Raw genomic sequence first — 16,344 nt, 5'->3', positions numbered from 1 at the left:
ATAACGTCTGCCGTTCCTGCTTCCGTGAGTGGATGAAATTAGGTTGCAAAGGTAACTGTTGTTCCTTCATCTTTCCAAGGAAATCCATTAGTATGACTCAATATGTACAAATATGATTTGTGTATTAGTGCATAATATGAAGCATAAAAGAAAGTAGGATAATATACCTGCTCAAATTGTTCTGTTAATATCTTCTGTGAATGCTATTAAACTCTTGACTCCTTGTAAAGACGGCTGTGGGTGGTCTCGGTTAAAGCGGACGAGAGTAGCATCTGGAAAATGAGTCGCCATCTGCTCGAATGGGAAGCGGATGATGACGGGCGTGTTGAAGCCCACACCGAACTCCAGAAGCAGGAGCCGCTTGTCGGATGCCGTGCGCACGAAGTCGCTGTATCGTTGGGCTTGACGGTTCCAGTGTTCATCCTCCACAAAAGTATCGTCACAACGGAGATTCATGCTGACGGGCTGGCCGTCGGGTGTGTGTGGAATCAGTTCCGTGGGTATGCGGCAGTTGTGGATGGCTGGCAAAGCACGTTCCACCCATTTCCGATTGTGATACAGTTCCTTGGGCGCACCCGATGCAGGCTGGAAATAGCAGTAGTCACCCTGAGTGGCAAAGATGCGATCGGTGTCAAATCCCGCCATTTCGAACTGACCGTCAACATTGGTGGTGATGACGAAATAGTCTTTCCCGTCCACCATCTTCAGCAACTTCTTGTATAGCGGCAATGCTCCCGTGCGATAGCGGCTGAACCAGATGTGCTTCGCCCACATGGCCCAGCGTTCCTCATCGGTCTCGAAGGGATAGAACCCTGCACTGTAGAGGTCGGTGATGCCGTAGCGGTCTGTCCACTCTCGGAACTCCCTGCGGAAGTCCTCACCAGCATAGTCGATGCCAGCGGCAGTAGTTAGTCCGGCTCCTGCGCCAATCAGCACGTAGTCGGCTTCAGCAATCTGCTCTCCGAGCCATTCTTTACGCTCTGAGAAGCTGCTGGTAGATGTTACGGTCTTTGTCGAGGAAAACATTGAATACAATCGTTTTAAGTGCATGTCGTGGATATGATTTGACGGTCTCGATGGCAATCCTTGCAGCCAGTTCGTTGGGGAAATGGAACACGCCCGTGGAGATGCAGCAGAAGGCGATGCTCTCCAAACCGTTCTGTTCTGCCAGATCAAGGCAGGAACGGTAGCACTGAGCCAACTGCTCTTCCTGCTCCTTCGTGGGAATGCCGTCGGGAATAATCGGGCCAACGGTGTGGATGACATAACGGGCAGGCAGGTTGTAGCCTTGTGTGATGAAGGCATCGCCAGTAGCCAGCAGCCGTCCCTGCATCTTGTCGGCACACTCCTTGCGCAGTTGGATGCCGGCGGCGGAGTGGATGCAGTTGTCTATGCAGTTGTGGAGCGGTGCCCAGCAGCCCAGTGCCTGAGCATTGGCAGCATTGACGATGGCTTCCACCTTCAGACGGGTGATGTCGCCTTGCCAGATGGTCAGTCCTTCGTCATGAACTTTCACAACCCCTTTGTCCTCTCGCTGCATCTGCAACTCTACATCCTGCTTCATCAGAATGTCTTCTGCTATCGGGCGAGGTTCCCATACGTTCATCAGTGCCCGCATCATCCTTTGCCGCTCTTCGAGTGTAGAAGGAATCCGATGGCTGACATGCTCGTCAGCCATCAGATACATGATGATGTTTTTCAGATTTTCCAGCCTGTCCATTTGTCCTTACTTCTTATAGAGTGCCTGAGCCAGTGCATCGGCATCGCCGGGCAGTTCGGGATATGCGGCCTTCAGAGCCTCGGTGAATGCAGCGGCATCCTTGTTGGCTGCCATCAGCTCCTTCACCTTCTCCAGATAGGCAATCTTGAACTCTACCTGAGCCTTCTCAGCTAGACCGCCATGACCGCCGATGAAGTACTTAGCACCAGAAGCGAGAGCCTTCTTGGCCTCTGCCAACTCAGCGTCAACAGCAGCAGCGTTGCCAATCTGCAGCGGACTGATATGAGCCTCGTTCATTGTTCTTACCTTTTTTGAATTTATACTAAGTTATTTGTTTTTGAATCGCTCACCGACAAAGCCGTTACTGACTTCACCCGTCATCAGGTCGAAATGCTTGAATAGAGGCGGTGTAGGTGTCAGGTCGAAGTAGTCCATCTCGGCAATCGGCAGACAGAAGTAAGCCAGACTTTCCCAACTGGTGTAGAGACGGGGCAACACGGGATTATTTTCATAGATCCATTGTCTCACGTCATCCTCCACGTCGAAGTTTACCATACCACTGCAACGGACGGAAACATTGTCCGCGTATGCCAGCAGCTCCACATTGGGGTTCTGCTGAAGTTCGCGCCATACAGCCTTTTCGGGAGAAGTGGCGAAGTAGAGCATATTGCCCTCCCGTCGCATAATCTGGAAGATGCGCATTTTAGGAAGATTGCCCTGACACGTGGCCAAGGCAATCTCGCAGTGTTCGCTCAGAAAATGTAGTGCTTTGTTGAGCATATCTTTAGGATTTACCACTTCAGTTCTTCCTGTAGTATCACACCATCCTCCATTGGACTGTCAGCCTCTGTAAAAGCATTAGCTTTGTACTGGATGCACATCATTGTCAGGTTCTCGCTGCCTGTGTTCTTCAGCGCACGCTTGCCAGCAGGATCTACGCGTACGATACTGCCCTCGCTGACGGGAATCTGCTCGCCATCTACCTGATACATGCCCTCACCTTTCAGAATAATGTAAAGTTCCTCGTGAGTCTTGTGGGTGTGCAGGAAACCGCTGTCCTGACCAGGAACGAGCGTCTGGAATGACAGGTCGCTACCTGTTGCGCCTACAGCCTGACCAGCGAACACCTTACCGTGAAGTGTGAAGTCCGGGCCAAGAGGAAGCTCGTAGTCCATCAGGTCGCTGAACTTACCAACGTTAATCACTTTGTAATTCTTACCACTCTTTGTTGTCTCAATCTGTTTCATAATTCTTCTTGTTTTTATTGTTAATACTTTTGTTTCGACGGTGCAAAGGTACTAACTTTCGGCAACCGTTACAAGAAGGCACCAAAAAGTGGCTTACTTACTTTTTTGTTAGAATTGCTGAAATACAGGCATTTTCTTTAATCATAAAAAATGTTAAAGATTAAAATTATTGTCTATGTGCAATTTACTACTTCAGAAATTTGCTTACTTTCGGAAAGTTTTGTACCTTTGCACTCGGATTTAAAAATAGTCAAACATATGCGTAAGATAAATCGAGCAATAGACGAGAAATACAAAGCGTGCCCCATACGCAACGTAATAGAAAAGTTTGGAGACAAGTGGTCGCTGTTGGTGCTATATCATCTCAACGAGCGTGGCACCATGCGTTTCAACGATCTGGGGCGTGACATGTCGGACTGCTCGCAGAAAATGTTATCACAAACGCTGAAACGTCTGGAACAGATAGGTCTTGTAGCTCGTCAAGTATATCCAGAGGTTCCTCCACGGGTTGAATACTCCATTACTGAATTGGGCCAAAGCCTCATGCCCCATGTCATCGGTTTGATGGAATGGGCCACCCAAAACTTCGAGAATATAGTTAGAGATGAGGGTGATCTATAAGGACGAGGTTTTTATCATTTAGAATTAAAGGAGTCCTTTTTCCGCTTCTGGAATTTGGACTCTCTTTCTTTTTGATTGAGTAAACCTTATATCAAACAGTAGAAACTAATTTCACAAATATAAACTCGGCAGCAAATGCGATTTGTTGCCGAGTTTACATAACCGTACAAAACTTCCACGATGCTTTCTGATTGTGGACAGTTTGTACAAAATGGTATTATAAGTCTCTATTGCCTACAACGATATACGAACAGTATTTACTTAGTTGTACCAAGCACCTCGGCAAGTCGCCCAGCGAGTACCGTCTGAGTCTTCAACCGAAATAATACGAGATCTTATTTGTTTGCAGTTTATTTAGCACATATGTTATCGTATTGTCCTCTGATACAATTGAATTTGCCTCTTGTCAAGATTTGTAATCTTTATTTGAACCTTGATTGGACGCGGTATATCATCTGACAAAGACAAAAGTAATTCTGTTATGACATGTTCAACATTTGTGAATCCCGAGTCTTCAATTACTGATATACACTCACCGCCGATGAATGCCTCTCCGCGAATAAGATTGTACTTTGACATCCTCTCAAAGGATTTACCGGAATCTTCATGATTGTCTATATCTTCATTGCTGAAGAAAATATAGTCTATGACTTTCTCATTCAATTCCCATGCCGGCGAGTAATCTATCTTTGTATATACTCTTGCCATCTTGTAGGTTGAGTGATTGAGTGCAAAATCAACGTCACCAAGGGACGCACCGCATCCGTTCTGTGCTATCGTTGCCCATGAATGACGGAAGGAATACAGGCTGGCATGGAAGTCTGGCGAGACTTTCTTGCAGATTTGACTAATGCCAGCATTCACATTGGCATTGAATGAGTCTGATGTGCTTAGGCGGTCTTGAAAGTCAAACAGCCAGGGAGATTCCATGTTTTTGGACATGTATTTTTCGAATGTGGGCTTTATAAATTGTGGCACCCTTATCTCAAAGTATGCATTATCGGAACGGGATTTACTTGTTTTTCTTCTGTTATAGTGGAAAATGCCATTGTGATACTGACTCTTTTTCGCAAAGAATAAATCAATGCTATTGATACCACACATGCAGAAACTTATCAACGCAACATCCTGACCAAGTTCCTGGAGCGGATGCGTAAATCTGCTGAAGTCTGGAACGACGGCAAAGAACCTGCGAAGCATATTGGGGCTTATCGCTCTTTTGTGTGGCGTATCTTCTTTGGGTATTGAAATCTTTGGCCAAGGGTTTGTGATTAACTGAATACCTCTTTCCTCATCGTTGCATTCCAACATAGCAGCTTTGTGAATCTGTCTGATGTTGATTGGGTATTTGTTTTTAGACCTTGCCGTCTGAGAAAGAGAGTCTATCCATCGGGAAAGGAATGAGTATGTCAATTGGGAAAACATGACCTCATTATTTCCCGCATACTTTTCCAAGCTATAAAGAGCCCACTTGTAATCACGTGAAGTCCTTTCCTGACCTCTAGCTTTCATCTTCTCTATATGCTTACGAGCGTACATTGAGAACGATATACCATCTTTCCCTTTCTGAATATAGTCCACAATTTCCTTAACCGTCCAGTTCTGCGTGTCAATTCTATTCAGGATGCTGTAGTATCTAGCAATAACTTTGGAAGTCTGTTCCGCTACAAAAGGATCAATTACATCTTGTTTGTCCTTGCTCAGTCCCATGTCATCAACAATCCATGAAGTCCTGATGTATTGACTTTTGCGGTTTTGTGTAACTCGTATGTATACCACATACATTCCGTCCTTTCTTTGACGTAATACCTTTGCTTTGAAAAATGCCATAAATCTGTTTTATTAAAGTTAAACCTTATAATATATAATAACAAAAACAGATAAACGGCAGTATTCTTTTACCTATTGGCACACAGAATAAACAAGCACATTTTGCGTAAAACACGTGCAGAATGTGTTAAACAAATGTTGATTTTCTGCACTTTTTTGCCAAATACAGGAAATTTTGAAAAACAAATAAAATTGGGGTAAATCTTTTATAATTAAAGACTTACCCCAATTAGTTAAAGTTCTATTTTACGTTATCTTATTCCTCCAAAGCGCCCTGCGCGGCGGCTAAGCGAGCGATTGGCACACGGAATGGTGAGCAACTTGCATAATCCATACCAATCTTAGCACAGAACTTAACACTACTTGGTTCACCACCATGTTCGCCACAAATACCAGTACGAAGATTTGGACGAACCTTATGACCTTTCTCTACAGCCATCTTAACGAGCTGACCAACACCTTCCTGATCAAGTACCTGGAAAGGATCCACTTTCAGGATCTTCTTATCAAGGTATACAGGCAAGAAGCTAGCAATATCGTCACGACTATAACCAAATGTCATCTGAGTCAAGTCATTAGTACCGAAAGAGAAGTATTGAGCTTCACTAGCAATTGTATCAGCAGTCAGGGCAGCACGAGGAATTTCAATCATCGTACCAATTTCGAATTCAAGTTCAACACCATATTCCGCAAATACCTCTTTAGCGGTAGCTTCGATAATCTCCTTCTGCTGCTTGAACTCAGCAACAGTACCGATCAACGGAACCATAATCTCAGGTTTAGGATCTTTGCCCTCTTTCTTCAACTCACAAGCAGCACTTAAGATTGCACGAGTCTGCATTGCTGTAATCTCAGGGAAAGTGATACCCAGACGGCAACCACGATGGCCCAACATAGGGTTATTCTCAGCCAAAGAAGCTACACGCTGCTGAATAGTCTTCAAGTCTACCCCCATTTCCTTAGCCATTGTCTCCTGACCTGCAAGATCATGAGGAACAAACTCATGCAAAGGAGGGTCCAACAGACGGATATTCACAGACAAGCCATCCATTGCCTCAAGAATACCCTTAAAGTCAGCCTTCTGATAAGGAAGAAGTTTTGCCAAAGCCTTCTCACGTCCCTCTGCATTTGTTGCAAGGATCATTTCACGCATAGCGACAATCTTCTTGTCATCGAAGAACATATGTTCCGTACGAGTAAGACCAATACCCTTGGCACCGAAGGCACGAGCAACCTGTGCATCATGTGGAGTATCCGCATTTGTACGAACCTGAAGTTTTGTATACTTATCACAAAGATCCATCAGTTCCTTGAAATCACCACTAAGTTCTGCAGCCTTAGTCTGAATCTTACCCTCATATACTTGACCCGTAGAACCATTCAAGGAAATATAGTCACCTTCGTGGAATACCTTACCATCAATCTCTACAGTCTTACTCTTATAATCAACATTAATGCCACCAGCACCTGAAACGCAGCATTTACCCATACCACGAGCGACAACAGCAGCATGAGAAGTCATACCTCCACGTGCAGTAAGAATACCTTCTGCAGCAGACATACCAGCAAGATCTTCAGGACTTGTCTCGATACGAACCATTACAACCTGATGACCATCATCATGCCAAGACTCAGCATCGTCAGCATGGAATACGATTTGGCCACATGCAGCACCAGGAGAAGCAGGAAGACCCTGAGTAAGAACTTTAGCTTGAGCCAAAGCTACCTTATCAAAGACAGGATGCAACAACTCATCAAGTTTTTGAGGTTCACAACGCATGATAGCAGTCTTTTCATCTATCATACCTTCATGGAGCAGATCCATAGCAATCTTTACCATAGCAGTACCAGTACGCTTACCATTACGAGTCTGAAGGAACCAAAGTTTACCTTCCTGTACAGTAAACTCCATATCCTGCATATCATGATAATGATGTTCCAGTTTATCCTGAATTTCATTCAACTGCTTATAGATTTCAGGCATAGCCTCTTCCATAGAAGGATAGTTTGCAACACGATCCTCTTCAGAGATTCCAGCACGCTCAGCCCAACGTTGTGAACCAATCTTTGTAATCTGTTGAGGAGTACGGATACCGGCAACAACATCCTCACCCTGTGCATTTACTAGATACTCTCCATTAAATAGATTCTCTCCAGTAGCTGCATCACGACTAAAGCATACACCAGTAGCAGATGTATCACCCATATTACCAAACACCATAGCCATCACAGAAACGGCAGTACCCCATTCATCAGGAATACCTTCCATCTTACGATAAAGGATTGCACGCTCATTCATCCAACTACGGAACACAGCACAGATAGCACCCCATAGCTGCTCGATAGGATCATCAGGGAAAGCCTTACCGGTACGAGTCTTGATAGCCTCCTTGAAAAGGGTCACAAGTTTCTTCAACTCCTCAACATTTAGATCCTTGTCAAGTTTTACGCCACGTTCAGCTTTTACCTTTTCAATGATTTCCTCAAATGGATCAATATCTTCTTTATTTTCAGGTTTCATCTCAAGTACGACATCACCATACATCTGAACGAATCGGCGATAAGAATCATACACAAAATGAGCATTACCAGTCTTTTCTACCATACCTGCTGCAACCTCATCGTTCAAGCCAAGGTTCAGAATAGTATCCATCATACCAGGCATAGAAGCGCGAGCACCAGAGCGGACACTCACAAGCAAAGGATTCTCCGCATCACCGAACTTAGAATTCATCAAAGATTCGATATGCGCTACTGCTTTCTCCACATCATCCTTCAGGAGAGCAACGACAGCATCATGACCCTTCTCAAAATATTCAGTACATACGTCAGTAGTAATTGTAAAACCAGGAGGAACAGGTACACCAATAAGGTTCATTTCAGCGAGGTTAGCGCCTTTACCACCTAACAGATTTCTCATATCTGCTCGACCTTCAGCCTTACCGTTTCCAAAGGTATAAACTCTTTTCTCACTCATAGTTAATAGGTATTCTTAAATTTTGTATTAAATGTTTTTATTAAGTTTCGTTTATTAAGTGCGAATTTTGTTATGCAAATATAAGGATTTTTTAGTTTATATGCAAACTTTTCTATGCTTTTTTGCCAACTCGACCTTACATTTCCACATGTTATCGCGAACAATAATAGAAAAAGAAACAAGAGTAAGCAATTTTGGGAAATATTTCGTATCTTTGCACCCAAATATAAAAGAATTATGAGTAGAAAGAAACCATTGCCTTTATTGGAGAATATTACCATCGAAGCTATTGCTGCAGAAGGTAAATGTCTTTTCCATTACAACGAGAAAGTAGTTTTCGTTCCTTTCTGTGTACCTGGTGACGTTGTCGACGTTCAGATTACCAAGAAGAAACATTCTTTCATGGAAGGAAGGGTTGTACGATTCATACAATATAGTAAGGTACGCGCGACACCAATGTGTGAACACTTCGGATTCTGCGGTGGCTGTAAGTGGCAGAATCTTCCTTACGAAGAGCAATTAAAGGCGAAACAACAGCAAGTCTTCGACCAACTAAGTAGAATTGGCAAGGTTGAACTTCCTGAGTTCCACCCTATCATGGGCAGCGTTAAGACTAGCGAATATAGAAACAAGATAGAATTCGGTTGTTCTAATAAGCGATGGTACACCAAGGAAGAACTCGAGAAACTTCCTCCTCGCAAAGAAGGCGAGCCAGGTCATTTAGCTTCCGGTGCTATCGGCTTCCATATCAATGGTGCTTTCGACAAGATATATCAGGTTTCAAAATGTCACTTGATGGATGATCTATGCAACAAGATTCGCAACGACATCTATGACTTTGCCGTAGCAAATCAATTGACATTCTTCGACATTCGTGAACAGCATGGTCTATTGCGCGACCTAGTCTTCCGAAACAGCAATACTGGCGAATGGATGCTGATCGTTCAATTCCATTACGACGAAGAAGGTGACGAAGAGCGTGCCCAGTTGTTGTTACAACATATTGCAGACACATTCCCTCAGATTACATCTCTTATATATGTAAATAACCAGAAAGGCAACGATACCTTCAATGATCTTGATTTGATTACATACAAGGGAACAGACTTCATCTATGAAACCATGGAAGATCTGAAATTCAAGGTAGGCCCTAAGAGTTTCTATCAAACCAATACAGAGCAGGCATATCACCTTTACAGCGTAGCCCGTAACTTTGCGGAGCTTACAGGAAACGAACTAGTATACGACCTATACACAGGTACCGGTACAATTGCCAACTTTGTCGCTCATCAGGCAAAACATGTCATTGGTATCGAATATGTACCAGAAGCTATTGAAGATGCGAAAGTAAATAGCAACATCAATAACATCAACAATACAGAATTCTATGCAGGAGATATGAAGGACATCCTTACCGATGACTTTATTCGTCAACATGGACGTCCAGATACAATTATCACAGACCCTCCTCGTGCCGGTATGCATCCAGACGTTGTAAATGTGATTCTGAATGCAGCGCCAAAACGAATTGTCTACGTAAGTTGTAACCCTGCGACACAGGCAAGAGATCTGGCATTACTCGACGCTGATTACAAGGTAGCACAGGTACAACCTGTCGATATGTTCCCACATACCCCACACGTCGAGAACGTCGTTCAATTGATTAGAAGATAATATTTATTACAATCATAATGGCAAGAGCTAAAAACTTTTGCCATTTTTTGTTGATATTTTTTTTTGAATATTCACGTAAATAACATATATTTGCACTCACATAACAACTAATAACAAAATTACTATTTATGAAAAAAGGACTACTCATAGCGCTGTTGGCAACTTCTATAGGTACAGCAAGCGCACAAAAAACTCCTTGGGTTAATCATGTAAAATTATCAGGTTACGGCATTGGGCAGTATACCGCTACATTCAAGGACGAGGCAAACAGTAATTCCTTCAACCTTCGTATCGCCCGTTTCTCTTTAGATGGACGAATTATGGGTGATTGGTATTGGAAGGCTCAAATTCAATTCAACGGAAACACATCAACCCTCGGGTCATCGCCTAAGGTTGTCGACATGTTCATAGAGTGGCAAAAATACGATTACTTCCGCGTTAAACTCGGTCAATTCAAGAACCCATTCACATACGAGAACCCTATGAACCCTATCGACCAAGGTTTTATGGGATACGGACAAGTCGTACAGGCTTTGGCAGGTTTTTCAGATCGTGCAGGTACCCATAGTAGCAATGGCCGTGACATTGGTATTCAAGCTCAAGGTGATTTCCTTAAGAACGCAAATGGCCGCAACCTTTTACACTATCAAGTTGGCGTTTTCAACGGACAAGGTATCAACGTCAAAGATATAGACCAGCAGAAGAACCTTATCGGTGGTTTCTGGGTAATGCCTGTAAAAGGTATGCGACTTGGTGCATTCGGTTGGACTGGTTCTTACGCTCGTAAGGGGTTCTGGACAGATGGCGAGAATCCAAATCCAAAGGTTGACAAAAGTAGTAAGGCAAAGATCCGTAAGCTCCAGCAACACCGTTATGCTTTCTCTGCAGAATATCTGGTAAACGACTGGACCTTCCGTACTGAATATGCTCACTCTACGGGTAATGCTTTTGCTAAAAGTTTGGTCAATGCCAATGATGACACATCAACCGACTGCAACCTTGGCACAAAGGGTAACAAGGCACAAGGTATCTATGCACTCGTCATTGCCCCTATCATCAAAGACAAATTCCACGCTAAAGTAAGATACGATATGTATGAGTCTGACGCCACTCGTGCTACACAGAAAACTCAATACGAATTCGGTCTCGACTACATGCTCTCTAAGAACCTAAAGATCAGCGGAGAATATGCACACATCCACGACCGTTCTGCTCTAGCTACAGAACCTAACTCTGATGTTATTGATATAGAATTAGGATTCAAGTTCTAAATCATTAGGTATATAACAATTAAGCCTGCATACTGAGTTTACTCTGCATGCAGGCTTAATTTATTTCATCTAACATTCTAACAACACAAATTCTCCTCTCTATCAGAAAGAATAAGAGAATCCAACACTAAGATATTCTTTCAACTGGAAATATCCATAATGCTCATCTCGTGTTGATTTATCATTAAATCGAGGATATACGAAAAGTTTCGAAGAGATATACTTAGTAAACTGAAATGTAAAGGTATTTTCCCATTCCATTTCTGTTCGCTTATAAGTGGTATAACCATAGGCACGTGTCTTTAGTGATACCATATCGGAAAACTTCCAAGACAGGTCAACAGTAAATTCCGAACCATAGTCCCAAGAATTATGTTTTCCCTCATCGATACCATTGCGCGTTGCCAGTTCAAGCCTATTCACATGAACATAATCCAAAGCAAAAGGAGCGAGGTGAATATTACCCGTAAGTCGCTTATTGAACAACGAAACAGAGCGGTCCATACCAAGAGAAGCATTCATCTTAAACGGCGACAAGAACGAAGCATACACAAAAGGATCATTACTCTTATAAGTACGTGTAAACTGAGTACTAGCAATCACCTGTAAAGTATAATACCAATGCTTCGACGCCTGCAAGCCAACCTTTCCCGTATAGCGGAGCAAATCCTCCGTCGTCGTAAGTTTATGAATACTATCACCCGAAGCTGTCTGCATACCCAGACGCATCTCCAACTTGTTATCCCATTTAAATTTCTGCTTATTATTATAGTTGGCCTCTAATGTAAGATTTCCCAGCATAGAATAGTTACTCTGGCCACCCTTATACCAGTTAGCGGATACATAGTTCTGCATAAACTGCAGATAATAGTCACCCCCGATTGTCCAGAAATTAGGTTTTTGAACCAACAAATCCATCGGCATCACATCAGCATCCTGCGTACGAGGTGCCACCATATCGATGATGTCAGGATGTGATTTCTGTTCCTTTGGATTTAAAGCATCAGGAGTTTTACTTCTAGCGATAAGCGTTTTCTCAGTATATCTTACAAGATCAGGACGATTCAAATAAACATTCATCAAGGTACGATTAATCATCACGATAGCAGAATCAGAATCCTTATCACCACCAAGTCGCAGCATCTGACGAATAGGTTCCGAATAAAAAGTCATCGGTTCGAACAACACCGAGGAACGGATATCCGAAGAATCTATCGTCATAGTATCAATACGCGTTCTTAGAAGAGACAAACTGTCGGTATATGCTTTGACAAGATTCGGTTCATTAAATTTTGTTCGTTTCTGTGCATTAATATGTAAAGTAAATGTTGCTAGTATTAGCAATAATGTAAATCTAAGTTTCATTAAAATTAAAATTTTCTTGCAAAGATAGGAAAAATATGCTATCTTTGCAACTTGTTATAACAAAAGTAATTTAATTTTTTATTTATCGTGGCTGAAACAAAATATATCTTTGTCACCGGCGGTGTGGTTTCTTCACTTGGTAAAGGTATCATATCGTCTTCAATAGGTAAGCTTCTGCAGGCCAGAGGCTACAATATCACTATCCAAAAGTTTGATCCATACATTAACATTGATCCAGGCACTCTGAATCCGTACGAGCATGGAGAATGTTATGTTACAGTTGATGGTATGGAAACAGACCTTGACCTCGGACACTACGAGCGATTCACAGGTATCCAAACCACTAAAGCCAACTCTATGACAACCGGACGTATCTACAAGTCGGTTATAGACAAAGAGCGCCGCGGTGATTATTTGGGAAAGACCATTCAGGTTGTTCCTCACATCACAGATGAGATTAAGCGTAATATCAAACTTCTCGGTCAGAAGTATCATTATGATTATGTTATCACCGAAATCGGTGGTACCATTGGTGATATCGAGAGTGCTCCATTCTTGGAGGCTATCCGTCAGATGAAATGGGAATTAGGAAAGAAAGCCGTTAATGTTCACCTTACTTATATTCCATATTTGAAGGCTGCAGGCGAGTTAAAGACCAAGCCTACACAGCATTCCGTAAAGGAGTTGCAAAGTGTCGGTATCCAACCGGACATTTTGATTCTCCGCACAGAGAAGCACCTTGGCGATGGCATTCGCAAGAAAGTCGCAGCATTCTGTAACGTTGATTTCGACTGTGTCGTTCAGAGCGAGGACCTTCCTAGCATCTACGAAGTACCAGTAAACATGCAAAATCAAGGTCTGGATGTAGCAATTCTTCGCAAGACCGGTGAACCTATTGGCCCAGCTCCGGCACTTGGTCCATGGAAAGAATTCCTCGAGCGTCGCAAAAAGGCTACAGAAGTTGTCAACATCGGTCTCGTTGGTAAATACGACCTTCAGGATGCCTACAAGAGTATTCGAGAAAGTCTTTCTCACGCCGGCACCTACAATGACCATAAAGTAAAGATCACCTTCATCAACTCAGAAGAGATTACCGAAGAGAATGTTGCAGAGAAGTTAGCAGGTCAGGACGGTATCATGATCTGCCCGGGATTCGGTCAGCGCGGTATCGAAGGTAAGATTGTCGCAGCCCACTACACCCGTATCAACGACATTCCAACATTTGGAATCTGTTTAGGTATGCAGATGATGGTTATCGAGTTTGCACGCAACGTATTAGGATATGCAGACGCCAACAGTCGTGAGATGGACGAGAAGACGCCACATAATGTTATCGACATTATGGAAGAGCAGAAGAACATCAGCAACATGGGTGGAACCATGCGTTTAGGAGCTTACGAGTGCGTTCTTCGTCAAGGAAGTCGTGTTCTCGACATCTACAAGCAAGAGCATATTCAGGAGCGTCATCGTCATCGCTATGAATTTAATAATGACTACGAAAAAGAATACGAAAAGAACGGCATGAAGTGTGTAGGCCGTAATCCTGAAAGCGATTTGGTTGAAATCGTTGAAATTCCTGGATTGAAATGGTACATCGGTACCCAGTATCATCCAGAATACCAGAGTACAGTATTGAAACCACATCCACTGTTTGTTGATTTCGTTAAAACAGCAATTGAAAACCGTAAAAAATAATGGATAAGAATAATATCATTGGCTTTGTACTGATAGCAGCCTTACTGATTGGTTTCAGTTGGTGGTCTCAGCCTTCAGAGGAACAGCAGAGAGCACAATTTGTACAAGACTCTATCGCTACAGTCAAGAAAGAACAGGCTGAGAAAGCCGCTAAGTTAGCAGCAGCCAAAAAGCAAGCAGAAGCTAAGGAGAAGATCCAATCCGACTCCACAGCACTTTTCTATTCAGCCTTGAATGGAAAAGCAGAACAGGTAGTTCTTAAGAATAAGAAGGTTGAATTAACTCTTAACACCAAAGGTGGTACCGTAGAGAAGGCCGTTATCAAAGGATATGTAGGTCATAATATTAATGTGAAGGATGGTTCTAAAGATGCCAAAGACGTCACCTTATTTGATGCTAAGGATCAAAGTCTGAAGTTCATGTTGGCAGCCAAGGAAGCAAACATCATCACCAGCGACCTATATTTCACACCTTCCAACGTTACCGATTCAACTGTAGTAATGACAGCAGAAGCAGGCGCAGGTAAATCTATCACCCTTACCTACCGCTTAGGCAAAGATTATATGCTTCATATGTCTTTACAGGCCAACGGCATGGCAGGTCTCTTTGCCCCAGGCTATAATGCCATGGATATCGACTGGCAAGACAAATGTCGCCAGCAAGAACGTGGATTCACCTTCGAGAATCGCTATGCCACCCTCACCTATCATGAGACAGAAGGTGGCACGGATTACTTGAACGAAACTAAGGAAAAGATTGACGAACCTATCGATGAGACTACCGACTGGGTAGCCTTCAAGAATCAATTCTTCTCTGCAGTAATGATTGCAAAGAATGATTTCCAGAAAGGTGCGTTAATGACTAGCATACCTCAGCAGAAGGGTTCTAACTACCTGAAGCAATATCAGGCTAAGATGAAGACCTTCTTCGATCCTACCGGTAAGACTCCTTCTGAGTTTGAATTCTACTATGGTCCTAACGATTTCCGTCTTCTCCAGAGTGTTGAGAAAGAAAGTACATTCGGTAAAGACCTAGAGATGCAACGTCTGGTATATCTAGGATGGCCATTGTTCCGTATCATCAACCGTTGGTTCACACTATACGTATTCGACTGGTTGAGCAAGTTATTCCCTATGGGCATCGTATTGATACTCATCACACTATTGCTCAAGGTCATCACCTATCCAATGGTCAAGAAGAGCTACATGAGTTCTGCAAAGATGCGTGTGCTCAAACCAAAATTGGATGCCGCTACCAAGCAATATGACAAACCAGAGGATCAGATGCAGAAGCAACAGGCAATGATGGCAGAATATGCAAAGTATGGAGTAAGTCCATTGAGCGGATGTCTTCCTATGCTTATCCAGATGCCTATCTGGATTGCCATGTTCAACTTCGTACCAAACGCTATTCAACTTCGTGGTCAGAGTTTCCTTTGGATCAACGACTTGAGTACATTCGATCCAATTATAGAATGGGGAACAAACATCTGGCTCATTGGTGACCACCTGAGTCTTACCTGTGTATTGTTCTGTGGAGCCCAAATCTTATACAGTTGGTTTACTATGCAACAGCAGAAAGACCAGATGGTAGGTCAGCAAGCAGAGCAAATGAAGATGATGTCATGGATGATGTATCTCATGCCATTAATGTTCTTCTTCATGTTCAATGATTACAGTGCAGGTCTTAACTTCTACTATTTCGTCAGTTTGTTCTTCAGCGCAGCTATCATGTATACATTGCGTAAGACAACAAACGAGGAGAAGTTACTCGCTATCCTTGAAGCACGCTATCAAGAAAACAAGAACAATCCTAAGAAAATGAGCGGTCTTGCAGCCCGCATGCAGGCTATGCAAGAGTATCAGCAGCGCGAGCAAGAGAAGATTCGCAAGCAGAGAGAAGAGCTCGAGCGCAAAAAGAGTCAACTAGGAAAATAAAACACAT

At 43.1% G+C, this 16,344-nt stretch carries 13 protein-coding genes and 1 pseudogene; 5 read left to right on the top strand and 9 right to left on the bottom strand.

The annotated features are described in order from the left end of the window. Positions 1-171 precede the first annotated feature (171 nt). The 6 genes and pseudogenes from K333_RS0110525 to K333_RS0110505 form a co-directional block, all read right to left on the bottom strand. Positions 172-1,026, bottom strand: coding sequence for an SIR2 family NAD-dependent protein deacylase (locus K333_RS0110525; RefSeq protein ID WP_027452682.1), 855 nt, complete (start codon positions 1,024-1,026; stop codon positions 172-174). Then, entirely contained in the window at positions 974-1,720 is a 747-nt protein-coding gene (locus tag K333_RS0110520; protein ID WP_024990535.1) for a protein-ADP-ribose hydrolase, read from the bottom strand. The genes K333_RS0110525 and K333_RS0110520 overlap by 53 nt, the downstream gene beginning before the upstream one ends. A 6-nt stretch (positions 1,721-1,726) precedes the next feature. Continuing rightward, a complete protein-coding gene (locus K333_RS0110515; RefSeq protein WP_024990534.1) occupies positions 1,727-2,017 on the bottom strand; it encodes a hypothetical protein in 291 nt (96 codons plus the stop codon). A gap of 30 nt (positions 2,018-2,047) precedes the next feature. Next, the gene (locus K333_RS13515) at positions 2,048-2,275 is read right to left on the bottom strand and encodes a hypothetical protein (protein ID WP_238314507.1); all 228 of its coding nucleotides are present in this window, start codon (positions 2,273-2,275) and stop codon (positions 2,048-2,050) included. A gap of 30 nt (positions 2,276-2,305) precedes the next feature. Continuing rightward, positions 2,306-2,422: pseudogene (locus K333_RS13700) on the bottom strand (pyridoxamine 5-phosphate oxidase); the annotation flags it as partial. 89 nt (positions 2,423-2,511) lie between these two features. Beyond that, positions 2,512-2,967 (bottom strand): cupin domain-containing protein, encoded by a 456-nt coding sequence (locus tag K333_RS0110505; protein WP_024990532.1) that lies wholly within the window; start codon positions 2,965-2,967, stop codon positions 2,512-2,514. A 258-nt stretch (positions 2,968-3,225) separates the two neighbouring features. Here K333_RS0110505 and K333_RS0110500 point away from each other — a divergent pair, with 258 nt between their 5' ends. Then, on the top strand, positions 3,226-3,588 hold the full coding sequence (locus K333_RS0110500; protein WP_036886555.1) for a winged helix-turn-helix transcriptional regulator: 363 nt from the start codon (positions 3,226-3,228) through the stop codon (positions 3,586-3,588). Between the two features lie 366 nt (positions 3,589-3,954). Here K333_RS0110500 and K333_RS0110495 read toward each other — a convergent pair whose 3' ends face one another. Further along, complete coding sequence (locus tag K333_RS0110495) at positions 3,955-5,418, bottom strand: tyrosine-type recombinase/integrase (protein WP_024990530.1); 1,464 nt, start codon at positions 5,416-5,418, stop codon at positions 3,955-3,957. 256 nt (positions 5,419-5,674) lie between these two features. Next, the gene (gene ppdK, locus K333_RS0110490; protein WP_024990529.1) at positions 5,675-8,395 is read right to left on the bottom strand and encodes a pyruvate, phosphate dikinase; all 2,721 of its coding nucleotides are present in this window, start codon (positions 8,393-8,395) and stop codon (positions 5,675-5,677) included. 237 nt (positions 8,396-8,632) lie between these two features. On the opposite strand from ppdK, the gene rlmD reads away from it, so the two are divergent. Both rlmD and K333_RS0110480 read left to right on the top strand, forming a co-directional pair. Then, the gene (gene rlmD / locus K333_RS0110485; RefSeq protein ID WP_024990528.1) at positions 8,633-10,069 is read left to right on the top strand and encodes a 23S rRNA (uracil(1939)-C(5))-methyltransferase RlmD; all 1,437 of its coding nucleotides are present in this window, start codon (positions 8,633-8,635) and stop codon (positions 10,067-10,069) included. A gap of 128 nt (positions 10,070-10,197) precedes the next feature. After that, positions 10,198-11,340: a porin gene (locus tag K333_RS0110480; protein WP_024990527.1), complete on the top strand. Its 1,143-nt coding sequence runs from the start codon at positions 10,198-10,200 to the stop codon at positions 11,338-11,340. Positions 11,341-11,442: 102 nt separating this feature from the next. On the opposite strand, the gene K333_RS0110475 is transcribed toward K333_RS0110480, so the two are convergent. Beyond that, positions 11,443-12,705, bottom strand: coding sequence for a DUF3078 domain-containing protein (locus tag K333_RS0110475; RefSeq protein WP_024990526.1), 1,263 nt, complete (start codon positions 12,703-12,705; stop codon positions 11,443-11,445). 87 nt (positions 12,706-12,792) lie between these two features. Here K333_RS0110475 and K333_RS0110470 point away from each other — a divergent pair, with 87 nt between their 5' ends. After that, positions 12,793-14,400, top strand: coding sequence for a CTP synthase (locus K333_RS0110470; protein WP_024990525.1), 1,608 nt, complete (start codon positions 12,793-12,795; stop codon positions 14,398-14,400). Continuing rightward, positions 14,400-16,337 carry a membrane protein insertase YidC gene (gene yidC / locus K333_RS0110465; RefSeq protein WP_024990524.1) on the top strand — a complete coding sequence of 646 codons (1,938 nt, stop codon included), beginning with the start codon at positions 14,400-14,402 and terminating at the stop codon, positions 16,335-16,337. The genes K333_RS0110470 and yidC overlap by 1 nt, the downstream gene beginning before the upstream one ends. The last annotated feature ends 7 nt before the right edge of the window (positions 16,338-16,344 follow it).

It is taken from the genome of Segatella albensis DSM 11370 = JCM 12258, assembly GCF_000426565.1.
In the GTDB taxonomy this organism is placed as follows: Bacteria; Bacteroidota; Bacteroidia; order Bacteroidales; family Bacteroidaceae; genus Prevotella; species Prevotella albensis.
This window is presented reverse-complemented; position numbering and strand designations above follow the sequence as displayed.